At 54.3% G+C, this 22,534-nt stretch carries 23 protein-coding genes and 2 pseudogenes; 16 read left to right on the top strand and 9 right to left on the bottom strand.

The genetic code is table 11. The annotated features are described in order from the left end of the window. The first annotated feature begins 91 nt into the window (after positions 1-91). The gene (locus tag ACR0L4_RS09155) at positions 92-721 is read left to right on the top strand and encodes a response regulator transcription factor (RefSeq protein ID WP_480512334.1); all 630 of its coding nucleotides are present in this window, start codon (positions 92-94) and stop codon (positions 719-721) included. Between the two features lie 93 nt (positions 722-814). On the opposite strand, the gene ACR0L4_RS09150 is transcribed toward ACR0L4_RS09155, so the two are convergent. Next, positions 815-1,093, bottom strand: a complete 279-nt coding sequence (locus ACR0L4_RS09150; protein ID WP_480512332.1) for a hypothetical protein — start codon at positions 1,091-1,093, stop codon at positions 815-817. A 56-nt stretch (positions 1,094-1,149) separates the two neighbouring features. Between ACR0L4_RS09150 and ACR0L4_RS09145 the strand changes: the two are divergent. Then, positions 1,150-1,670 (top strand): annotated as a pseudogene (locus ACR0L4_RS09145) (IS6 family transposase); the annotation flags it as partial. 172 nt (positions 1,671-1,842) lie between these two features. Here ACR0L4_RS09145 and ACR0L4_RS09140 read toward each other — a convergent pair. From ACR0L4_RS09140 to ACR0L4_RS09125, 4 genes are all read right to left on the bottom strand, one after another. Continuing rightward, positions 1,843-2,157 (bottom strand): DUF3088 family protein, encoded by a 315-nt coding sequence (locus tag ACR0L4_RS09140; RefSeq protein WP_480512330.1) that lies wholly within the window; start codon positions 2,155-2,157, stop codon positions 1,843-1,845. Positions 2,158-2,218: 61 nt separating this feature from the next. Beyond that, positions 2,219-2,962, bottom strand: a complete 744-nt coding sequence (locus ACR0L4_RS09135; RefSeq protein ID WP_480512328.1) for an SDR family oxidoreductase — start codon at positions 2,960-2,962, stop codon at positions 2,219-2,221. An 83-nt stretch (positions 2,963-3,045) separates the two neighbouring features. Continuing rightward, positions 3,046-4,290: a MalY/PatB family protein gene (locus ACR0L4_RS09130; RefSeq protein WP_480512326.1), complete on the bottom strand. Its 1,245-nt coding sequence runs from the start codon at positions 4,288-4,290 to the stop codon at positions 3,046-3,048. A gap of 62 nt (positions 4,291-4,352) precedes the next feature. Continuing rightward, entirely contained in the window at positions 4,353-5,054 is a 702-nt protein-coding gene (locus tag ACR0L4_RS09125; protein WP_170754946.1) for a glutathione S-transferase family protein, read from the bottom strand. A 99-nt stretch (positions 5,055-5,153) separates the two neighbouring features. Between ACR0L4_RS09125 and ACR0L4_RS09120 the strand changes: the two genes are divergently transcribed. Beyond that, the gene (locus ACR0L4_RS09120) at positions 5,154-5,483 is read left to right on the top strand and encodes a metalloregulator ArsR/SmtB family transcription factor (protein WP_170754948.1); all 330 of its coding nucleotides are present in this window, start codon (positions 5,154-5,156) and stop codon (positions 5,481-5,483) included. A gap of 106 nt (positions 5,484-5,589) precedes the next feature. On the opposite strand, the gene ACR0L4_RS09115 is transcribed toward ACR0L4_RS09120, so the two are convergent. Next, on the bottom strand, positions 5,590-6,342 hold the full coding sequence (locus tag ACR0L4_RS09115; RefSeq protein WP_480512323.1) for a hypothetical protein: 753 nt from the start codon (positions 6,340-6,342) through the stop codon (positions 5,590-5,592). A gap of 90 nt (positions 6,343-6,432) precedes the next feature. Here ACR0L4_RS09115 and ACR0L4_RS09110 point away from each other — a divergent pair, with 90 nt between their 5' ends. Then, a complete protein-coding gene (locus ACR0L4_RS09110) occupies positions 6,433-6,990 on the top strand; it encodes a MarR family winged helix-turn-helix transcriptional regulator (protein ID WP_170754951.1) in 558 nt (185 codons plus the stop codon). 548 nt (positions 6,991-7,538) lie between these two features. Here ACR0L4_RS09110 and ACR0L4_RS09105 read toward each other — a convergent pair. Continuing rightward, positions 7,539-8,729: pseudogene (locus ACR0L4_RS09105) on the bottom strand (helix-turn-helix domain-containing protein). Between the two features lie 292 nt (positions 8,730-9,021). Here ACR0L4_RS09105 and ACR0L4_RS09100 point away from each other — a divergent pair. Both ACR0L4_RS09100 and ACR0L4_RS09095 read left to right on the top strand, forming a co-directional pair. Further along, on the top strand, positions 9,022-9,435 hold the full coding sequence (locus ACR0L4_RS09100) for a GFA family protein (protein ID WP_480512320.1): 414 nt from the start codon (positions 9,022-9,024) through the stop codon (positions 9,433-9,435). Between the two features lie 88 nt (positions 9,436-9,523). Continuing rightward, positions 9,524-10,390, top strand: coding sequence for an MBL fold metallo-hydrolase (locus ACR0L4_RS09095; protein WP_480512244.1), 867 nt, complete (start codon positions 9,524-9,526; stop codon positions 10,388-10,390). A 339-nt stretch (positions 10,391-10,729) separates the two neighbouring features. Here the strand turns inward: ACR0L4_RS09095 and ACR0L4_RS09090 are convergent, their stop codons facing one another. After that, positions 10,730-11,362 carry a YceI family protein gene (locus tag ACR0L4_RS09090; protein ID WP_480512318.1) on the bottom strand — a complete coding sequence of 211 codons (633 nt, stop codon included), beginning with the start codon at positions 11,360-11,362 and terminating at the stop codon, positions 10,730-10,732. Between the two features lie 76 nt (positions 11,363-11,438). Here ACR0L4_RS09090 and ACR0L4_RS09085 point away from each other — a divergent pair, with 76 nt between their 5' ends. From ACR0L4_RS09085 to sigJ, 10 genes are all read left to right on the top strand, one after another. Further along, positions 11,439-12,182 (top strand): endonuclease/exonuclease/phosphatase family protein, encoded by a 744-nt coding sequence (locus ACR0L4_RS09085; RefSeq protein ID WP_480512316.1) that lies wholly within the window; start codon positions 11,439-11,441, stop codon positions 12,180-12,182. 76 nt (positions 12,183-12,258) lie between these two features. Further along, positions 12,259-12,981 (top strand): CDP-alcohol phosphatidyltransferase family protein, encoded by a 723-nt coding sequence (locus ACR0L4_RS09080; RefSeq protein ID WP_480512314.1) that lies wholly within the window; start codon positions 12,259-12,261, stop codon positions 12,979-12,981. Beyond that, on the top strand, positions 12,978-14,591 hold the full coding sequence (locus ACR0L4_RS09075; protein WP_480512312.1) for a sulfatase-like hydrolase/transferase: 1,614 nt from the start codon (positions 12,978-12,980) through the stop codon (positions 14,589-14,591). The genes ACR0L4_RS09080 and ACR0L4_RS09075 overlap by 4 nt, the downstream gene beginning before the upstream one ends. Continuing rightward, positions 14,588-15,493: a lysylphosphatidylglycerol synthase transmembrane domain-containing protein gene (locus ACR0L4_RS09070; RefSeq protein ID WP_480512310.1), complete on the top strand. Its 906-nt coding sequence runs from the start codon at positions 14,588-14,590 to the stop codon at positions 15,491-15,493. The genes ACR0L4_RS09075 and ACR0L4_RS09070 overlap by 4 nt, the downstream gene beginning before the upstream one ends. Further along, entirely contained in the window at positions 15,490-16,485 is a 996-nt protein-coding gene (locus ACR0L4_RS09065; RefSeq protein WP_480512308.1) for an ABC transporter substrate-binding protein, read from the top strand. The genes ACR0L4_RS09070 and ACR0L4_RS09065 overlap by 4 nt, the downstream gene beginning before the upstream one ends. A gap of 15 nt (positions 16,486-16,500) precedes the next feature. Then, complete coding sequence (locus tag ACR0L4_RS09060) at positions 16,501-17,247, top strand: ABC transporter ATP-binding protein (RefSeq protein WP_480512306.1); 747 nt, start codon at positions 16,501-16,503, stop codon at positions 17,245-17,247. Then, positions 17,248-18,780, top strand: coding sequence for an ABC transporter permease (locus ACR0L4_RS09055; RefSeq protein ID WP_480512304.1), 1,533 nt, complete (start codon positions 17,248-17,250; stop codon positions 18,778-18,780). It abuts the gene before it with no gap. Further along, on the top strand, positions 18,777-19,817 hold the full coding sequence (locus ACR0L4_RS09050) for a glycosyltransferase family 4 protein (protein WP_480512302.1): 1,041 nt from the start codon (positions 18,777-18,779) through the stop codon (positions 19,815-19,817). Before ACR0L4_RS09055 ends, ACR0L4_RS09050 begins: the two co-directional genes overlap by 4 nt. A gap of 591 nt (positions 19,818-20,408) precedes the next feature. Beyond that, entirely contained in the window at positions 20,409-20,840 is a 432-nt protein-coding gene (locus tag ACR0L4_RS09045) for a carboxymuconolactone decarboxylase family protein (RefSeq protein ID WP_480512300.1), read from the top strand. Continuing rightward, the gene (gene sigJ / locus ACR0L4_RS09040; RefSeq protein ID WP_480512298.1) at positions 20,824-21,726 is read left to right on the top strand and encodes an RNA polymerase sigma factor SigJ; all 903 of its coding nucleotides are present in this window, start codon (positions 20,824-20,826) and stop codon (positions 21,724-21,726) included. The genes ACR0L4_RS09045 and sigJ overlap by 17 nt, the downstream gene beginning before the upstream one ends. Positions 21,727-21,847: 121 nt before the next feature. Here the strand turns inward: sigJ and ACR0L4_RS09035 are convergent, their stop codons facing one another. Then, positions 21,848-22,495 carry a class I SAM-dependent methyltransferase gene (locus ACR0L4_RS09035; RefSeq protein ID WP_480512296.1) on the bottom strand — a complete coding sequence of 216 codons (648 nt, stop codon included), beginning with the start codon at positions 22,493-22,495 and terminating at the stop codon, positions 21,848-21,850. Positions 22,496-22,534: the final 39 nt, after the last annotated feature.

Raw genomic sequence — 22,534 nt, 5'->3', positions numbered from 1 at the left:
AAAAACTACCCGTTTTGGCAAGAATACCAATGTACACCGAGTTTTTTCCTATACTAATGGGTAGTTTTTTGGAATTTAGGATGTAAAATCAATGTCAGATTCTTCTCAGCAACCCATTGATGTCATGCTTGCCGACAACAACCCGCTGGTGTTGTCGGCCATGTCCGAGATTTTTGAGCGTGATCCGCGATTCTCTCTGATTGCCACATCGGCGACCGCCGAAGGGTTCCTGGGTGCGGTGATGCGCGTTCCGGTTCAGGTTTGCGTAATCGCATGGAATTTGCCGGTTCTGGGGGCCGCTAAACTGATCGAAGTTCTGCGTGAACAAGAAAACGCGCCCCGATTTGTTATTTATGGCGATGATTTCGGAGATGTTCCGCGCCTTGCTATGCAGGCAGGTGCGGCAGGGTTCGCATCCCGGTCGGGTGAAGTTGAAGGTCTGCTGGAAACATGTGCGGACGTTGCCGGTGGTAAAATGGTGTTTCCGTTCATCGATGTGCGGAAGATGCAGCAGGACCCAATTCACAGTCTCTCCCGTAAAGAACGTGTCATCCTTGAAGCGCTGGCCAAGGGGCTTTCGAATCGTGAGCTTTCGAAGGACCTGCAAATTTCGACAAATACCGTCAAATTTCACTTGTCGAATATATACGAAAAGCTATCGGTCAAAAACAGAACGCAAGCGATCGCATTCTACTATTCGTCCGGCGCCGCCCCAGACTAGTTGATTTATCCCTATGGCGAAACTTGTCCAGCCGAAGCATCTACTCCCGCTCACATGGTCAATTTTTTTGATCGTTCGAACGACAGAGTTTGCTCACAAAGCGGCAGCGCGTTTGCAACCTAATGCGATCGGTTTAAACCCGGTTTCGATCCGAACCTTGTCCAATGCAGTGAAAGAACAGGGCATGATACCTGCCTGAACGAGCTTGTCCCAGATATCGGTGATCACCGTCTTGTCCGCGAATACCTCGTCTCCGCGTTCCTCGGAATAGCTTGTGCGCGGGATAGGGCAAGGATGGCCAAAAAGCGTGGCTTGCGCATGTTCGAAATAGGCCAGATCACCCAGAGCTACTGTCGCAAGCTTTGTTCCCACCTGTCAGAATAAGTGTCGTTTTGGTATCGCGTGGTTGGATAAGATTGGTGCAGACCGTGACAATCTCTTTCAAGGGCGCACACGTTCCGAAAGAAGTGATTTTGTACGCTGTTTTCTTCTATCTCCGATACGGTGTGTCATATCGCGATCTGGAAGAAATCATGGCGGAAAGAAGCGTTGAACTGGATCACGCGACCCTGAACCGTTTGGTGAGCCCATACGCCGGAATAAAGCTGCTGAAACGAAGTTTTTCGCTCGCGCGCTTGGAGTGAACGGCTTGCCACAGGAGATTGTCATCGACAAAAGCGGAGCCAACACTGCTGGCATCAAAACAATAGACAAGATGCTAAAAGGCTCTGATTGTCCGGTACCAGTTGAGATGGTCAGGCGGAAATACCTTAGTAACATCATTGAACAAGAGCATTGCTTCACTAAACGTCGGATCAGGCCGATGTTGGGTTTCAAATCTTTCTCATCAGCGGCATCCGCTCTCGCCGGAATCGGACTTGTCAACATGATCCGCAAGGGTCAATTCACGCCCAGACTCTCGCCATTTCAGCAGTTTGCGCAATTGGCTTACCAACCCCACTGGCGCTGCCGCAACAGAATTTGCGTCCGAACCCGTTCGGATCGCAAGCAATCATTCCGAAGGCCCAGCATCCCTGCGTGACGATCACTGTTGTCTTGCCCCCAGCAACCTACCGTCACATTTTTGGATGCGGTCGTGGCAGATTAAAGCGCTTGATGATTTAGGCGAGAATGTCTTCAACATTCTCGATCCGACGTGCGAATGAATTTCCCGGCCTGCTAAATCCGATTGAATGACCGTCATCTCCATCTGGAAATACGAGCTGAGGGCAGGACTGGTTCTCACCGACATGCTTTTCCATGTCACCTCGGGGCCGATCAAAACCTACGTACCGTATGTCGAGGTTCTGGCGCACATGCGGGAAGACTGCAAGAAGACCTTCGACCAGAAGGCATTGGGGACAATAGAACGCTGTGTTGCCCGCTTGGGTGTCAACAAAATCTGATCTCAGAAGGTAGAGGATGGTGCCCGTCATGGTCCCGTCATTTCGAGATTGTTTGCCTAGATTCTTGATGCCTGAGCTGTCTGGTGGAATTTCAGAGTTCAGCACGACCACCATCGATGACCAACTCGGTGCCCAGCATGTAACTGGATGCATCGCTTGCTAGAAACAGTACGGCCGAAGCGATGTCTTCTGGTTTGCCCATGCGGCCTGCTGGAACTTGCTGTCCGACGCGCTCTACGTAGGCATGGAAATGTTCATCAGTTTCATCTGGTCCCCGATGGATCGGTGTTTCGATGGTGCCTGGACTAACGCAGTTCACACGAATGCCTCGATCCACAAGCTCAGCTGACATGACACGGGCAAAAGAACGTACAGCAGCTTTGGAGGCAGAAAGCAGCGCTTTGTTAGGCGTTCCGATCTTGTTGAGCCACGAGGTGTTCAGGACGATGGACGCCCCTTTCGGCATCAGCGGAAGCACAGACTGGACCGAGAAGAATGTGCCCTTCACGTTCACATCCATCATCCGATAGTACATCGTTTCATCGGTTTTCCCGAGCGGCGTGTTGAAAGCGACGCCAGCGTTGGCAAAGAGAATATCCAGCTTGCCAAACGCGTGCTGCACCTCAGATCGCGTTCGGTCCAGATCATCCAGGTTGCTGATGTCTGCCTGGATCGCAATTGCGTCATCACCAAGCTTGTCGCGAGCAAGCTCAAGCTTGTCCACTATTCTTCCGGTGATCGCGACGCGTGCGCCGTTGTCTTTCAGCAGTTTGGCTGATGCAAAGCCAATGCCGCTGGACCCGCCAGTCACAAGCGCTGTTTTCCCTTCAAGCATGGAAATCTCTCTATAGCTTGCTGATTACATAAGCTTGAGTACCTTTTTGATTTTCGGAAGCACATCGTGATCCAACCCGCCCCTCAACAGCACGAATTTTTTGCCTTAGCTAAGCGGACTACTTGGTCTGCAGCCTTGTTCTCCGCGGCGCGCTCATTGGCAATACGATCCAGCACCGTTTTGAACTGATCGAATGCTTTCTTGATGTCCCCTCTGGGCGCGGCAATATTCACCCGAATGAACCGAGTGGCGTTCAGATCAAACCAGGTGTCCGGTGTGGCACCAAAGCCGGATTCGCCAAGCGTGGCCTTCAGAACATCGCCGGCCAACCCGGTTGCAGAACAATCGAGCCAAACCTGGTACGTGCCCTCGACAGGAGACATTCTTACGGACGGCAGCTTTTCTTTCAGGAACCGGTCAATCCAGGCCACCGTGCCTTCCAGATAGCTGAGCAAGTCATCCACCCAGGCTTCGCCTTTTTCATAGGCCGCGATGGTCGCAAAAGTGGTGAAGGCATTCCCATGCGTGAGGTACAAGGAATCCGTCGCCTTCTTGAATCGATCCAGTAGCTCTTTGTTTTCGGTGTAGACATATCCGTTTGAGATGCTGTGCATGCCAAAGGTCTTTGCGGGCGATCCGATGACTGACACGTGGTTTTCGGAATCTACCGCCATCAGGCTGGTGAAGCGATGGCCGGTGTAGATGATATCGGAATGGATCTCATCGCTGATGATCGTCACGTTGTGGCGATTGGCGATCTCCACCAGCTTCGCCAACTCCTCTTTGCGCCACACGCGGCCGACTGGATTGTGTGGATTGCAGAGGATCATGGCTTTGACGTCCGGTGCACTAAGCTTTTCTTCGAGATCGATGTAATCCATCTCATATGATCCATCGACATTGCGCAGCGCGCTCTTGACGATGTTCCGACCGGCAGTGCTGATCACCTTTTCGAACTGATGATACGCCGGAACCTGCATCAACACGCTGTCACCCAACTCAGTCAACTCTCGGATCAGCATCGCAATGGCCGTGAGCACTCCGGGAACCTGCTCAAATTTTTCCGGGTCCAGTGTTAAGTCGTGGCGGCGTTCGAACCAGTTCGAAATCGCCTCGAATACGCCTTTTGAATTGAACTCGTAGGAATACTGACCGCGGTTGGCCAGACGCAAAAGCTCGTCCTGGATTGGGTTGGCCACTGCAAAATCCATATCGGCAACCCACAGTGGCGTCACCTGATCGGTGCCGAACACCATATTCAGAAAGTTTGGATCATGCCGGACGAATGTATCACCGGTTCTTGCAGGGGCAGTGTCAAACGGACTCACGGAGTCATTCCTATGGGAAGAGGTGCCAGGGTCAGAGTTCGAGTAGCGGAATGGAGCATCCGTCAGCAGCACGCGCCTATCAGTTCGGGTGCATCCGGCTGGCACCCGCCATTTGCCTTGCATCTGCCGAGAAACGTCTGGTCCGACAGATAAAAGTCTACAAAGTCGTCTTCAAACTCCACCGGAACGGACTTTTCCGCCAGGCCTGTCTGCATCAGATGCGCCTGCCAAGATTTCAGCTTCGGGCGTTCACCAACGAAATCATAACCGGTGTACTTTTCGATGATCTCAGCCCGATGCAGCAAGACCAGCCATGCAACATCAACCATACCAATCTCATCACCGCTAAAGAACAGAGTTTCACCCAGTTGCTTCTCGATCCGATCAAAGGCGACATCCAGCTTGGCAGCGCGCTCGGACAGAGTTGCCTCGTCCCTGCTGCGCTGAGCGCCACATTGAACGAGGTAGTGTTTGGTTGCCAAGTAGGCCCAAGCGCGGTTCGTGGCTTTTTCTTCAGGGGAAAGGTTGGCATGCAGGGGCGCGTATGCCTCTTCGAGGTATTCAACAATAGCATCGCTTTCAAACAGGGCATGACCAGCATCGGTAATAAGCACCGGCACCTGACCATTGGGCGAGATGTCAAGAAACCACTGGGGCTTGTCCTGCAAGCTGATGAATTCGATTTCGTAGGGAAGGCCTTTGGCTTCGAGCACTGCGGCGACGCGCTGAACGAAGGGGCAAATGTCGAAGCTAACGATTTTCATGGCATGTCCAATTCGAGGTGCAGTGGGTTGCCGGGTTGTTTGTGATGAGTCGAAGGTGTTATATGGATATTAATTCAACATTTCAAGAGAGGTTGAAATATGGATGAGAAAGACGCGATTGCAATGCTTGGCGCTCTGTCTCAGGAAATGCGTTTGCGCATCATTCGGTATCTGATCGGTCGCGGTGACGAAGGGGCTTCTGCTGGCGAGATCGCTGAGGCCATGGGCGCGATTTCTTCGAAAGCGTCCTTTCATCTGTCAGCATTGGAGCGCGCTGGTCTGATAACCTCGGAACGCCAGTCCCGGAAAATCATCTATAGGGTGAGTTTTCTTGGGTTGGGTGGGCTGCTTTCGTTCATTCTCAACGATTGTTGCAGCAATCACCCTGATATTCGCGAGCATTGCGGTCTGCCAAATTTTGAGTGCTGATTTTCACCTTCCGGTGGTCAGTACAACCAATGAACAGCTGCCGTAGAGCCGTGATGGATCTACGGCAACCTCAGGTTTCGTGGGGACTTGGCAGGGCAGAATTATTCTATTTCACCTTGCCGGGCAGGCTCAGATCCCCTGACGCTATGTCGAACACGTCGGTCACACAGAGCAGGGGTGCATGGACATTGACGTTCACCCGCAAAGCGGACGTGACACCGTCGTAACCAACATCACCAAGTGCAACATCGCTGGCGAAACCTGCGTTCACCGTGATCTCGGGTCCGTCAAATAGCGGGGTGAATCCGGGGCTATCGAGGAAAATCGGGAATCCGGGCCAGGTTGCGGGCAGTTTTGGGTTGGTGCCCTCGGGGATGTCACGCACAGCCAGAGCGCCTGGGCCACATTCTTCGGTTGGCGTAAGAACAACCCAGTGACTGTGCCATTCGAGACCGTCATTGGCGGGATTTCCGTCGCCGTTTTCGTCGTAAAGTGGGGTATCGTCGAAGTCAGGATGGCTGGTGGCAGCCATAGCCAGAATGCCTGTCCCACCTTCAAAACCGACTGCTGAAGGGTCCAATGAGGTTGGCCAGACGTAGGACCACACATCAGAACCGCCGACAGACCCGGTTGAGGCCGGTGTAGAAGCTCCGGCGATGCCATTTGTCGTCATGTGAAAGGTGACAACGTTGCCGTTTCGGTGGGCATGTGCCGCCAATATGTCAAAGTCAGCCACCTTGGCGTGATCGGCGGGTGAGGTGACGGCGTCGTGCATGTCTGCCGCGTGATCTCCATCGGCAAAGGCTCCACTCGCGGTGAGCACAACCGCGGTCGCGACTTTGGGCAGGGACAGTCTCATGTGATTTCTCCTAGATTCGCTGTAATAGCGACTCGATACTTTATTTCGAAACTGCTTGCAATACTAGTATCGACTCGCTATGAAATGATCATGGATACTGGTCACCTCATTCGCGCGCTTATCAACAGGATCGCCAGGCTTGACGCCGCTCATAGCTGGGAGGGTGATCTGAACCCTGCGCAACGGGGCGCTTTGGAGTATTTGGTTCAGGCCAACATGTATTCTCGGGCACCCTCTCATGTCGCCGAGTATTTCGGTACGACCCGGGGAACGATGTCGCAGACCCTGAAAGTACTGTCGCGCAAGGGTTATGTATCTGAAGAGACTTCGATGTCTGACAAGCGGTCGATCTCGTATACGCCGACCGAGGCAGGGCGCGCGTTGGTAACCGCTTCGAATCCCATAGCTGTGGCGTTCGAGTCGCTTAACCCGGTCAAACAGGCCGAACTGGAAAAGGCGCTGAGGCGTGGCCTGCACCAGGCCCTGAAGGCCAACGGTGGTCAATCCTTTGGCGTGTGCAGGACGTGCGAGCACTATGACCCAAACGAGGCAAATGGTTTTTGTAAGCTGCTCTCGGTTTCGCTTTTAAAAGGCGAAAACAACAAGATCTGCGTTGAACATAAAGGGATGGCAAATGTCTCATCCTAACCTGAGCGCGCTGGTAAATGGCCTGTTTCTGGGCGCCGCCAAAAGTCGATGGGAAGGAAAATCGTCATCGGCCATTCCACGTGAGGATTGACCGAAGACAACCGGTGCATCGGCGATATTCTGACCCTTGGCACAGCTAGGGTCCAGATCAGCCAAGGCCGTCGGATCACCACTTGTTGCGACGTGCGGGCCGCGATTACAGCATCGTGAATGCAGGACGAACGGTGGATTTGGGCCAAGTGCTGGGGCAGGGTATTTTGCTGATCAACCAAGCCCAAGTAAGACACTCTGTGCCGGTTTCCGGGTTGCGAAGAGCTCTTTGGCTTTCTGTTTAACGTCGACTTGAAGCGCTTGAAACGTCGAAGCATTCAAAAAGCGCAAGAAACTTATGGTGTTGAATTCAATGGGAGGCGAGTCTCATTAATTGCGTACCCCGGCACGTGCCCTATCGCAATGTGTTGCAACCAAGTAGAAATGTCACTGGTTCTGCAAAGCAGAAATTTCCCAGTTGCTGCGGAACGGTAGTTCAGCCTGACAGGGTGGAGACCTCAAACATCGGAGCCCTGGCTGGCGGCACGCTTCTCTTTCGCTGCTTTCGCAAGCCTTGAGTCCCAGCCGTTGTTGCGCCGACCCGTTGGGTTGTAGCGTGTGGCCTGAGTGCCGACGCGGCGCTTCTTAGGTGGTGCTTTGTCCTGCTCTTGCTTGATGTGCTCCAGCACCGCGCTCAGTCGCTTGTTCCCGATGATCGCCGCGTGGCTCACACGTTGATCTTTGTCGTAGGCAGAGTAGGGCAGTGGAACGCCCTTTGACCGGAATTCCAGCCTTCCATCCGGATACTCATAGCTGTCGACACATTTGCCAACGAGGCCACGAGTGAGGTCGTTCTCTTCAAGCGTTATCCGCTTGCGGTCGTACGCAGCACCAGGTTCCGGTCGACGTAGCGCTCATCGCGCCAGCACGGGATGTCCCGCAGACGGTCGGGCTCGACATTCAGGGCCCGGTGCAGATTGTCCGGTCGTCGCGGCGATTTGCAAACCTGGCGTTGTAACGTTGCATGAAACCCGGCAGGAAAGTGTTTGCGGTTTCCATGTCCGAGATGCCAGCGAGCCGCAGTTCCTTCACCAGCCGATCTTGTAGCGTGCGGTTGGCACGCTCAACACGGCCCTTGGCCTGGCTGCTGTTGGCGCGGAGGATCTCGATGTTCAATTCATTCAAAGCCCGGCCAAACTGGGTCATGCCATGGCCCGACTTCGCAGCGTGCAGGGCGGGGCGCGATCTTCGAACCAGCGGTGGTCAGATCCGTCGATCTGGATGAGTTCGCCGAAGCATTCCCGGCGCAAGCGCGGCTGGTGGAACGTCCTGCGTTGTTTGCGAGATAACCAGATTCCGTCTGCCTGCATCCATTTGCGCAGCGTCTTGCGCGAGACTTTCAGATCATGATGTTCCAACAACATCTCAGCTGCCAGTGTCGGGCCAAAATCAGCGTATCGTTCTTTGACGAGTGCCAGGGCAAACTCTCGAACGGCCGGATCAATACGATTGTTGGATATACGATCGCGCGCCTTGTGACGCAGTGCAATCGGACCATTAGTCTGGAAAACCCTGAGCAAACGGTGAACTTGTCTGCGGCTCAAGTTCAGAACATTTGCGGCGGAAACCACCGTCATGCGGCCTTGGGAAACCTGGCTCAGCACTTCTATACGATTAAGCTCGCGCTCGCTCATGACAACCAATCCCACCATCACACTCCAATCCTGCCTGCTCGACAAAGAAGTGTGACACTTCTACTTTGCTAATGTGGGACATTTTAACTTTGCCGCTTCATCCTGATATCTGGTAATAGTAGTTATGGTTAATTTGGACTAGAAGTTAATCTTTCTAACATCGGGATCAATTGTAAGCCAGCTACGCATTCAACTATCCAACCGTTTTCTTCGTCCTAAATCCAGAGCTCATGTGTCCTTAGGATCTCGCCTGAAAACAAGATTATCAAAATTGAAAGGTGCATTGTAAGAAAGCTCTATCACCGGCGTGCCACTGTTTCGAGCGTATTGCCATTGCAAAACCTGTCAGTCGTACAACGAGGCGGACAACGCGGACATCATCATCTTGCGGTCCGGGGATGTGATGCCAATGGGCGAACACCACATCGACTTCCGATTTCATCAAATGCCACCAGTGCTAAACCGTGGGATATGCGCTGCCTGCGGCGGAGTAGCCATTGAAAGGATCCATCTCCCCCTGATACCCAAGCTGACCATCATTCCTGTGCAGACCCTGGATATACCAGAGACCGCCCCCTCCCCCGCCCTTCACATTTTCTACCACCGGAGGGTCAAGGACGTTGAGGATGCGCTTCCCAAACATTCCGGATATCTCAAGAGCCAATGGGCATTCACAGCTGCGCTCCTTAAAGGGCTGCGCACAAGGCTCCCCACACCCTGAGACATCTGATCAGAAAACCCGTCTTGAGCGGATGGTTGCCCGCGAGCGGGATGGCGACTGAACGGCACATTTCTTCAAGGAGTTCATCATGAAAAATCAACTTACCCTCGAAACCTTCGACGTTCCTCCGCATGCTTTGAACATGCCGTTTCCGATTGACCCGCCTGAGGGCGGTTGGACCTGGCCATATTCGACGGCGACGCTGATTTCCGGTGAGAAGGAGGCTGTTTTGATCGATACGGTCCCCACGCTAGCAGACTCCAACCGTCTCGTTGCGTGGCTCAAGGCAACCGGGAAAGACCTGCGCATGATTTACATCACGCACGGTCACCTGGACCATTACATTGGTGCTTCAATCGTTCTTGACCACTTCCCAAAAGCGTCACTTGTCGCAACAAAATCAACAATAGAATTCATCGAGAAGGAAATGGAGACAGAAAAAGACCGAGCGATGTGGGTGCCTCTCTTTGCCGAAGAAATCGCACAAACCGTCGTCGTGCCGGACCCAACAAACGGGTCGCTCGATATTGAAGGTCACGAAATCACGGCCGTCGAAGTGGGCCAATCGGACATCGCGCGATCAAGCTATGTGCACATCCCGAGCCTGAACGCCTTGATTGTGGGTGACATTGCCTACAATGAGGTTCATCCCACCTTGATCGACAGCAACCACAAAACGCGTGCGGCATGGATCAAGACGCTCTCCGATTTGCTTGCACTGAACCCAGAAATCGTCGTCGCGTCGCACCGCACCCCAGACTCGATAAATGACGTTAACGCCATAAAAAAAACGATGGCCTATCTCGAAGACGCCAATCGGTTCTTGGCGGAAACCGCCACAACGGCGCAGTTTATTGAAAAAATGTTGACGGCCTACCCCGCATATCAAAACCCGACAACGCTCTTTGTCGGCGCGGCCTCTCAGGGGCTTGAGGATACCTCGGGCAATGGATGATCAACTGTCAGGGGCCCAGCTAGTCTTCGTTCTTTTCCCAGTCGTCGGCCCATTGAGGTAGCGCGGGCTACTCCTCGCGCGCGCCCAATTGAGCCAGAAGCTCATCTATCGGAATACGGTCCCGCCCGTTCCTCGCGCAAGCCCGATACAAGACACTCGCGTGGCAAACGTCGATGCGCCAGAGGGTATGATGGGGATATCGGCCTCGCTTTGGCACGGGTTGATCGGTAAACAAAAAACTTCCGAGAAAAAGTCAAGTGCTGCGCCCAGTGTCGAGACCATATACATCTTCGTCTGCCGCAACAATCTATTGACTGGCATCATTGCCTTGAACCGGAATCAACCGTCAGTTTTGATTGCTTCCGTTTCAATGTTGATCGTTACTTCATCGCCCACTAGCCCGTTTTGTACGCCATAGCCCATCCCGAAGTTGCTCCGCAAAATAGTGGTGTCCAACGACAGTCCCAAAACCTCGCGTTTGTGGCCGAATGGGTATTCTGCAACTTTGTTGAGCGTCACGTTCAGGGTTACGGGCAGTGTTTGGTCCAAAACCGTCAGCTCTCCGGTCACGGTCCCGCTGCTGGCGCCCGAAGGTGTACCACCATTCGCAAAAAACGTGATCTCGGGATATGTCGTGACATCCAGAAAGTCTCGGTTTCGAACATGACCATCGCGTGCGTCGTTGAACGTGTTGATGGACGCCGCCTGGATGACGACCTCAACGTCGCGCAGCTCTTGCGTATCGGTATCGTACATGAAACTGCCTGTCACATCCGTGAACACACCAAGGGTTTTTGCGTAGCCAATGTGATCAATCTTGAAATAGATTGTTGTATGCGTCGGATCGAGATCATACCGCGCCATATCGGCATAGGCTTCCACTGCGCATGTGCCGAATACAGCCGAAGTTACAATCGTTTGAATTGCGACACCAAGTTTGCCGGTATCGGATTTGTTACGCGCAAGAGCCATGGTTTGAAGACCTCCGAGTGATACTAAGGTTGTGACGAATATAGGTTGCGAACGAGCAAAAGCCGGTAAAAAAAACATGAGCAATTCCAAATTTCGTTGCGCGACATGGAACGTTCATCGCGCCAAGGGGTCGGATGGACGGGTCGATCCAAATCGTGTGGTTGACACCATCAAGACGGAACTGGCTCCTTTGGGTTTGGATATTCTGGCGTTGCAGGAAGCAGACGAGGAATGCCGACCCCACGCCCGGATCTTAGACGTGCAAAGGATATCCGAGGTCACGGGGCTCTGCTACACGCAAGACGCCTGTGCGTTGCGATGGGGCAGTCAAAGCGACGGATTTTTGGGAAGCATCCTTTTTCTAAGCGATAGGTTTCAGCGCACGCATGCGGACGTGATTGATCTGCCGGGTCATTGCCATCGGGGCGCCTTGGCGCTCGAAACGCTGGTTGACGGTTGTCCCTTGCGCATCATGACGATGCATCTGTCCTTGTCGCAACCGCTTCGCATCATCCAAATGCGCACCATCGGGCAATACTTGCATCGTCGCCCTCTGATGCAAACCCTGATGCTGGGCGACTTCAACGAATGGCGGCCCTGGGGGGGTCTGATGTTTCACCGACGCATTGTCGGAAGGGCGATGCAAGGCCCCGTCCGGGCCACTTTTCCGAGCAAGAAACCGTTCCTGCCGCTGGATAGAATTGTGACTGACGTTCCCAACTCTGTTTCAGATGTTCAGGCATTAAGATCCGACGCTTTAATACGCTCATCAGATCATCTGCCTTTGACCGGTGTTCTGAAACTCGCGACCGAGCAGTAAGCGGTTGGTTGCCCATTAACCTACCCTAGTGCATTTAGCGGTCTAATTTACTATTTGGATCAACTAGGTGACTTGTATGATTGGTGGTGACTATTATAACGCGACACGGTCTGCAATGGTGGAACCACCCGTTGCCAAACTGTGTTTGGTCAGCGCGGTCTTCGCGTTTGCGCTGGCGGTCTTGTCACGGGTTGCCATGGGTTCAGCACTTGCCCCTTTGGTCTTTTTTGGGTTGGTCGTCGGGATTCTGGTGCACGGACTGCGCCAAAGCTACCCGCATGACGTTTTAGGCCTTTGCAACATTGTAACCCTCGCGCGAGCCGCTATGGTCGCGTTTTTGGCGGGGGCCGTATTGACGCCAGACATGAACACTTGGCTGGTGTTTGCGGTCGCAACACTGGCGTTCGCTCTGGACGGTTTGGACGGGTGGTTGGCGAGGCGGTCGGGTTTGACCTCGCGTTTTGGCGCTAGATTTGACATGGAAACCGACGCAATGCTGGGCGCGGTCCTTGCGACATGGCTTTTTTCATCAGGGAAAACAGGTCCGGAAATCCTAGTGCTGGGCTTTATGCGCTATGCCTTCTTCGCGGCAGGGTTGATCATACCTGCGTTGCGGCAAGACCTGCCGGAGTCATTCCGGAGAAAACTGATTTGCGTGGTACAGATTGGTGCCTTGGTCGCATTGCTGTTCCCACTAACGCCGAATTTGGTTGTGTTGCCGCTATCCTTTCTGGCTGCGGCTCTTTTAACGTGGTCGTTCCTGATTGATATCAAGTGGCTTCTGAGGCGCTCTGAATGAAGCAAGTGTTTCTTCTTTTGCTTGGGGCGGTCGCGGTTTTCGCCGCCCTGGCATTGCCGAACCACCCAAACGCCGTCGGTTGGGGGGCCTTGACGCGCTGGCCGCTAGAGTTGCCGGTCATTTTGCTTTTGACCGTACTGTTTGGTCGGCATTTGTTCGTTGTCCACGCGTTCGCCTCGGCAATATTGGTTGTTGTGGTACTAAAGCTGGCCGACTTCGCCATGTTCAGCGCATACAATCGACCGTTCGACCCGGTCGTCGATATGTCCTTGATCGCCTCGGGTTTTTCGTTCGCACGCGACAGTCTTGGTTCGGTTGTTTTTGTTGTTGCTTTGTCCTTTGCCGGTACCCTGCTTGTCCTTTTCTACATTTCACTTTTCAAGGGCCTCTCAGCTTGGGGAACACTCGGGCAAAACGCAAAAGCGGGATTGGCTGCAGCTTTGGTTGCTGTTGGCTGCGCCGGATGGGCCATCGCGGACGCGGGACACCACCTGAAGTACTGGACATTTGAAAACAGCCCGCCGGGTACCACGTGGACGTCCCGCCTAGCGATCAAACGCGTTGAGCGAATACAAAGAACAACCAAAGATTTGGCGGAGTTTCGCACGGCCGCAGACTCGGATGAATATGCAAATACGTCCGGATTGTTGAACCAACTCGATGGGCGTGATGTGCTCCTGATCTGGGTCGAAAGCTACGGGCGCGCGAGTTTTGACAATCCGCTCTATGCGCCAACGCATCTTGGGACGCTTCAGGCCGCCGAGGCGGAAATCCAAGCTTTGGGACTTGCGATGAAAAGCGGTTGGTTGACCTCGCCAACGGCAGGTGGACAGAGCTGGCTGGCGCATGGTGCATTGGGCTCTGGTTTGTGGACCGCAGATAACGGGCGCTATCAGGCGATGATCGACAGTGGACGAAAATGGTTGTTTCACATCGCTCGGGATGCGGGGTACCGAACAGTCGCGGTCATGCCTGCGATCACAAAGGACTGGCCCGAAAGCCAAGCCATGGGGTTTGAGCTGATCTTCGACGAGGGTCAAATTCCGTATGCCGGCGAGAGTTTTCGTTGGGTCACGATGCCAGACCAATTCACCTTGTCTGCGTATCCCCAACTCTTGCCACCTGACCCGAGACCTGATTTTGTCCAGATTGCGCTGATTTCCTCACACGCCCCCTGGACTCCCATCGCTGACGTGATCCCATGGGAGGACGTCGGGGACGGCACTGTTTTCAACGAGATGGCTGGGCGCGGACCTGCGCCCGACGTGCTGTGGAAAGACCGAGATGCCGTGCGGGATGCGTATCGCAGATCGGTGGATTACGTTCTGCAAGTGGTCTTTTCTCATGTTGTCCAACAGGCCGACAAAGCCCCATTAATCATTGTTGCAGGGGACCATCAGGCCGCCGGCTTTGTATCGGGCAGTGACAACCGGGATGTGGCCATACACATGATCGGACCCCAGGAAATTGTGGAGCAGATCGACCATTGGGGTTGGACCGATGGCCTAGTACCCGCGCCCGACGTCCCCGTTCGGGGCATGGACAGTTTTCGGGATGACTTTGTCGCCGCCTTGTCTGGCGAGATTTCTACGGCGACGGTGACGCAATGAACCGGTTTTGGGTCAGGTTTGGCGCATCGATCACCTGTATTGTCGTGCTGCTTTGGTGGACGGACGCGGCGCAGGTCGCCGCGCATCTGCGGACGCTCAATCTGGGATGGGTCGGTGTGTCGATCATTGCGGCAACCGGAGCGACCCTTTCCATGGCTTACCGATGGCAACTCACGGCGCGCGCGTTGGATGTCTGTTTTGACTACCCGTTTGCTCTGCGCGAATACTATATCGCGCAGTTGGTGAATTCGGTGCTGCCGGGCGGCGTTCCGGGCGATGTCACCCGCGCAGTTCGGGCGCGGAAGAAAGCCGACCTCAAACGCGCTGCTCAGTCGGTTGTGGCTGAACGCCTTTTGGGGCAAGTCGCGCTGATGGCTGTTCTTTTTCTGGGCGTATCTGCATCGCTGCTTTGGCCCGGCGAGTTCGATCACCCTGTTCTGAGCATGACAGTTCTTGCTGCCTTACTATCCGCCCTTGTTGTGGGGGGCGTGCTTTCTCTTGCCCTTCCATCGATCGGGACATTCGTCGTCTTTTTGGCCAGGCTGCAACGTCAAGCTGTCTTTGTTCTGGTCGGTTTGGTCAGCTCTGCATGTCTGGTAGTGGGATTTTTCGCATCAGCACGAGCCGTAGGAGTTACCATACCGCCAGAGGGCTTGATGACTGTCATTCCCCTGATCTTGACCGCTATGCTGATCCCACTTTCCATTGCAGGCTGGGGTTGGAGAGAGGGGGCCGCCGCTGCTCTGTTTCCAATGATCGGAGCGTCATCCAGCGTAGGTGTCGCCTCGGGCATAACTTACGGTGCGGTCGTCCTTATCGCCACGTTACCCGCCACTGCATTTCTGCTGTGGCCAAGACCCATAGAACCACATCCATCAACAGAGAAAAGAAATTCATTATGACACAGCCAGCCCACCTTACGCGCCGTTTCTTTCTTCAAACCGGAGCAGCCGGATTTGCCGCTTCTGCATCCGGGCTGCCTGCGTTGGCGGCCAACTTGCAACCCGTGAACTTCCAGTTGTCCTGGCTGCATTCTGTGCAGTTCGGTGGAAGCTATATCGCAAAAAACAAAGGGTATTGGTCCGATCAGGGTTTGGATGTTTCGCTTGCGCAAGGCGGTCCGAACGCTCCTGTCGAACCGCCCGTGGTTTCAGGGACCGCTTTGGTTGGCATATCTGCCGCGGACTACACTGCGGCCGCTGTGGCGCAAGGTGCGCCTTTCAAAATCATCGCCGTTGCAATGCAAAAGAATCCGTTCGCGATCGCATCCCTTGCGGCCGATCCGGTGAATGAACCCTCTGACCTGATCGGAAAGAAGATCGGTATGGCGGTGGCAAATACGCCGGTCCTGCAGGCTCTGTGCACTTTGAATGGTCTAGACATTGACCAAATCGAAATTGTCCCCACCCAGTACGATCCCGCCCCCCTTGTCAGCGGTCAGGTGGATTGTTTGCTGTGCTGGGAAACAGATCTACCCGTTGCCATGGCCGTGCAAGGCGTAGAAAACACCACTATGCTCATGGCTGACTACGGCTATGCCCTGCATTCACAAACCTATATTGCCACCGAGGACTCGCTTGCCGAAAAGCGATCAGATCTTGTGTCTTTGCTGAAAGGCGAAGTCATGGGGTGGACTGATTACCGCAAAAACACTGACGCCGCCGCTGATTTGACGCTGGAGATGTTCCCTGACGCAGGTCTAGACCCCGCCGCGCAAAAACTGCAAGCCGCGCGACAAGTGCCACTTATGTTCTCGGACCTGACAGCCGAGTTCGGGTTCGGGTGGTTCACCGAGGATACGGTGGCAGCCAATATAGAAACACTTGCCCTGTTGGGCCAAAACGTCACGCCTGACCTGTGGGACAGATCGCTGCTGGAAGAGGTGTATGGCTAGCCCGAGGGTTGAAGTGTGACCACGGCCGGAATCTCCTGTACCAGCGTCCGAAAGAGATTTGATCGCACAGAGGCTGTGTCCGAGCTGTCTATTGATTTTCATTCCGGACAGACAACGGCATTGGTTGGCCCGTCTGGCTGCGGGAAGTCTACCATTCTGCGGTTGATTGCCGGGCTGGAGATCCCCGATGCGGGGCGTATCACCATAGGTCAGGAAACACCAAAGCAGGTTGCCCGTCGTGGGGGGCTTGCCATGGCGTTTCAAGACCCAACGCTGCTGCCCTGGCGCACCGTTCGCTCAAACATCTCTTTGGGCGCAGAACTCGCCCGCAAGCCCGCAGATCGAGTCGATGACCTAATCGATCTGGTTGGGCTGGACGGGTTTGCAAACCATCGGCCTGCGGAACTTTCAGGCGGCATGCGCCAACGCGCGGCCATAGCGCGCAGCCTTATTTCAGAGCCAGACGTCTTGCTGCTGGATGAACCTTTCGGAGCCGTTGACGCGATCACTCGCCGTCGGTTGAATCGGGACCTGCCCCCCTTGTGGCGTGAGCGTAAGACAACGACACTTCTGGTTACGCATTCAGTGCAAGAAGCGGTTTTGCTCTCGGACCGAGTGATCGTGTTCTCACCGCGACCAGCGCGTATTTTGGCTGACTTGCAGGTTGATATTCACGAAACCCGCGCGGTCTCCGCAACAAACTCACCCGAGTTTCAAGCTCTTGCAACACGGATTCTGGCCGCCTTGGAGAGGGTCACATAGATGGCTTTTCTGCGAAGTGTTCTGGGCGTCTTGGTTGCATTTTTGATTTGGGAAGGCTTGGCGCGTGTTCAGCCGAACAGTGTTCTGTTCAGCGGGCCTTTAGACATCGCGGGTTACATCATTGATCATTCCGGCCTTTTGTTTCGGGCCGCGACCGAAACCTCGATGAATGCTGCGCTAGGGTTCTTTTGGGGGAATCTTGCGGCAGTGGTGTTGGCGTGTCTTGTGATTTTGGTACCCAGGTCAGAATGGTTGGTCTCGGCACTTGCTCTGCTCGTCTTTTGCATTCCACTGATCGCAAGCGGTCCGATTTTGCGGGTCCTGTTCGGGCCCGGGACAGGACCGCAAGTAACGCTGGCGGCTTTGGCCGTCTACTACACCACATTCCTCGCTTTGGTCGTCGGCCTTCGGGCGATCTCGCAAAGCTGGACGGATTTGATGACCGTCTACGGCCGGAGCCGCTTGTCGACATTGTACCGTGTTCGCGCCAGAGCCAGCCTGCCCTACCTATTTGTCGGCCTGCAAATCGCAGCTCCGGCAGCCTTTTTGGGCGCGATGATCGGAGAGTTCACGGGCGCAGAGCGGGGATTGGGTGTACTTACTTTGAGGGCCATGCGCGGTCTTCAAACGGATGCAACCTGGGCATTGGCCGTCATATCGGCATCGCTGGCTATGTTCGGGTATGGATGCCTTGGTCTGATCAAAAACAGACTGACGCCGCACGCACCGACTATCTTGTTGTCGTCGCTCAGAGTTGGGCAAAGCCGGTCTCTCTTTAACCAAATACTAGGCGTTGTCTCTATCGCGGCTCTGGTCTTGGTTCTGTGGCAGGGAACAATGGATTTGTTCAATTTGAACTCATTCTTTGCTAAGCGACCAGCAGATATATGGAATTTCGTTTCCAACTCCACAAACCTGAACACCTTGCTGACGGCGCTTGGCGAAACTCTGGCTTATGCGATCCCCGGCTATCTCGCTGGCATATTACTTGGGGTAGGTCTGGCCATCGTACTAAAGCTTTGGCCACCCGTAGCGCAAACGATTCTGCCAACGGCTATCGCCTTGCGCGCCGTTCCGATCATCACAACCGCACCTTTGCTGGTTCTCGCATTTGGGCGCGGCTTTAACGGAACTGTCGCAATCGTCGCCGTGATGATTTTCTTCCCTACCCTAGTCGCATGCTTGCAGGGTCTGCGGCAGACCCCAACACAGATCGTGGATCTCTTTGACAGCTACGGTGCCAGCCGGTTCAAGTTGTTGCGATCTGCGGAAATCCCGGCCATGTTGCCCGCTGTCTTCGCCTCGGCCCGCATGGCGGTGCCAGCTGCGTTGTTGGCAGTCACAACCGCAGAATGGCTGGCGACCGGGCGCGGCATAGGCGTGTTAATGGCACTGACCGCGAGTACGTCCGATTACAATATGCTGTGGTCATGCGTGATACTTCTGTGTCTCGCAGCAGTCATCGCATACGCACTGGTTGCAGGGATCGAAAAACAGGTTCTACGGGTTTATGCGAGCGAGCAACTGGCATGACACAGGCTGTTTTTGCAATCCCAGGTGACAAGGACCAGCGCACTGGCGGTTTCATCTACGAAGCTAGGGTGTTGCGCGTGCTGAACGAGATCGGTTGCTACACCGAACACTTGCAACTGCCAGGCAGCTTCCCAAACCCGACCCAAGAGGATATGGCGTTCACGTTGAACGCCTTGCACGCTGTACCCGAAATGCGCCCAATCATCCTTGACGGTTTGGTTTTCGGGGCCATTGATCCAGAGGGTTTGTCGCAGGTAAAAGCCCCGATCATAGCAATGATACACCACCCCCTTGGACTGGAGACCGGTCTGCCGACAGAACGGGCAGAGTTCCTTCTCAAAAACGAAGCCGAGGCGCTCCGGCACACCGCTCGTGTTGTCGTTCCAAGTCCAGAAACGGCAAGAGTCCTGATTAACCAGTTCAATGCAAAGCCAGAATTGATAACCATCGCGCCGCCAGGTTTTGACCGCCCATCGGTCAACAGGCACCCAATAGATCCTCCTTTGATTTTGTCGGTCGGCCTGTTGGCCCCCCGTAAAGGCCATGACACATTGTTGCGCGCACTGGCTACAATCAAGAACTTGGAATGGCGGGCTATTATCGTCGGTAAAGAACACGACCAGGACACGGCCAACGATCTGTACAATCAGTCAAAAACCCTGGGTCTGAGCACGCGCACAACCTTCGCCGGAGAACTAGACCAAGACTCACTGAACCATTGTTTCAATTCAGCGACACTCTTTGCGCTCGCCACCCGGTACGAAGGCTACGGCATGGTGCTTAGCGAAGCGATGATGTTCGGGCTTCCAATCGTTTCCTGCGATGTAGGTGCCGTTCCTGAAACGGTTGGTGACGCTGCGATCCTGACTCCATCCGAAGACGCTCTTGCTTTTGGCGCAAGTTTGCGTTTGCTTCTCGAAGACCAAGATACACGAACGCGATTGGCGCAACTGTCAGTACTAAGGTCGAAATCTCTACCGTCCTGGCGTGCAACAGGCGAGGTATTTGCACGCGTGATCAGATCCCTGGTTGAATAGGCAAAAACTCAAATAATTATTGATAGCAGTAAGCTACCTCAAAAAGCGCATAGCTGAAACCTGAGAGTGGTCACAATAGAGACAGATGACTTTTTTAATACGTCTGCAGTTTCCACTTGCGTTTGTGGGTGCCGGTTCTTCCGATCGTTTTGTTTATCGCAAATGCGCAACCCGTCTTATCAAGGGAGACAAGGATCGGTCGACGATATGCGTCCGATTTGGTTGCCTGTTACTTGGCATACTATTTGCGACCCAGGGCGAACGTGGTTTCGGTCAGTCTAAACGCGAACGACCATTCTGATTTGGTGTTGGGTGGCGAGCCAATTGAAGTTGAAGCGTTGGTCTTCAGCCGTCACGAATGAGCAGTTCTGTTGCAATCGGGTCTTGTTGACCGTTTTAGGGTATTCATCATCCGCGCGCGACATTCACGCCGCAACAACCTGCAACGGAGCCCAGTCTGTTCCACAATGCTGATGGGGAATAGAAATATCCATATTTTACAGCGTTTCAGCAAATTTTTCGCACCAACGCGTCACAAACGTCGCCCATTGATCGTCATCAGAGCAGAAGGTCAACAGAAGGAAGAAGAACATGACGAGTTCAAACGCGATCAAGTATGAAACCGCAATCCCGGATGTCCTGCAAACACTCGCGAGCGTTCATGAGGTTCTCGATGGCATGGGGCTCGATCCAAAGCTGCGCCATCTTCTGCGCCTGCGGGCCTCGCAGATCAATCGCTGCGGCTTCTGCGTCAAGATGCACACAACAGAGGCACGGCGGGATGGGGAAACCAGCGAACGGCTTGACCGGGTTATCGTTTGGGACCATGTCCGTGATTTCTCTGAGGCGGAACAAGCGGCGCTGGAGTGGACCGAAGCGCTGACAATCCTTGACCCGCGGCTGGACCTCGGGTCCATTCGTGCAAAACTGCGAAAGCACTACTCTGAGGCCGAAATCGGGCTGCTGACTGCTGAAATCGGAATGATCAATCTGTGGAACCGGATCAATGTCTCCAAACACTGAGCTTGCACCGGCTGAGGTCCTCCTTTTTGAGGATCTCAGACCCCGCCTCAACGGTCTGGCTTATCGCATTTTAGGCTCGTTCAGCGATGCAGAGGATGCCGTACAGGACACATTCCTGAAATGGGTAGGCACCGACCGATCCGGAATCGAGAACACCAAAGGCTGGCTTATCTCGGTCTGTACCCGCCGCTGTCTCGACATGCGGCGGACGGGAGATCGCGCGCGAATGGACTATGTCGGCGCCTGGCTGCCCGAACCCATTCAGGTGGCGGTGCCGCCCGAGGCCGAGACGCGTGCTGAACTGGCCTCATCCCTGTCGATGGCGTTCATGATGATGCTAGAGCGGCTGACCCCTAAAGAAAGGGCAGCTTTTTTGCTGCACGATGTCTTTGACCTGTCCTACAATGAAATTGCAGAGACACTGGATGTTTCGGAACCCGCCAGCCGAAAGATGGTGTCTCGAGCTCGCAGCAACATCGGCCAATCGAGGGCTCGCCACGCTACCCCCGTGTCGCGTCAGCAAGAATTCCTGACGGCGTTCCAATCCGCTGTTGCGACCGGTGAAGTTGGTCTCCTGACCCGAATGCTGGCTCAGGACGCAAGGCTAAGTGCGGATGGCGGAGGTAAAGTGGCAGCGATACGCGACCCGATCATCGGCCGGGAGGCGATCTGTGATTTCATTGCGCAAAAGTTGCGACGCTATTGGGCAGCGCTTGACTGGGCGCAGGCAGATCTGAATGGAACGCATGGTGTGTTGATCCAAGCTGGCGGACAGACAAGTTCGGCTGTCTCTGTAACCTACGACGAGGCTGGGTTCGTACAGGAGATCCTGATCGTAAGAAACCCTGACAAATTGCGCAATCTGGCTGTGGTGCAGATCCACTGAACCAATCCGCCACAGCTATGTTGTGCGTCATCCGGACAAACATTGGCGGTTCACAACAGACGCCTGCCAGCGACTATCTCTAGCGCGCTGTTTTTGCGACAATGCCGCGGCGTGTAAAATCTCAGATTTTGCGGGCAACGATGTATCGGCTTGGCAACATACCCGCTTGATCGGCTGTCTCTATGATTTCGAAACCTGCATCCTTGATTTTCTGTTCAAGCACCTGTGCCGATTGGAAATTCACGAAAGGCGCCTTGCCGACCGCTTGCATCAAGGGGATCGCGAGTTTGCGGATCAAGGTATATCGAAAACCTCTCTTCTGCGGTGCGCAGACAGTCTTGGAAATGAAGATACCACCGGATTTTGTCAGCGATCCGATATGAACGAGCGATTGGCCAAGGTCAGGCAAGAGGTGCAGAAGGTTGTGCGCAAGAATGGCATCATATGGGTTTTGACCCAGCGTGGGATCCATAACCTCGGCGACCTTGAAGGTCACGTTGTTCAAACCTTCTTCCGCGCGCTTTTCTTCAGCAATCTCAATCATTCCAGGCGCAAGATCGGTCGCGGTGATGTGCGCAACAGCCGGTGCCAGCAAAAGCGCCGTTGACCCGGTCCCACACCCAATTTCCAGTACACGGTCTTCTGACTTCAGGTAAGATTTCGTTCGCTCAAGCGTGGCTAGATATCCCTCCATATTGCGGATGGGGTCAGCCGCATATTTGCGGGAAATTTTGCTCCAGAATGCGGCGTCTTTCGATAGTGCAGCCATGGCGTGTCTCTTTCGTCTTGGGGACTGATGAGCGCTCTA

This window comes from Ruegeria sp. AB5 (assembly GCF_056542645.1).
Note: the sequence above shows the minus strand (reverse complement) of the source record. Positions and strands in the feature narration are given on the sequence as shown.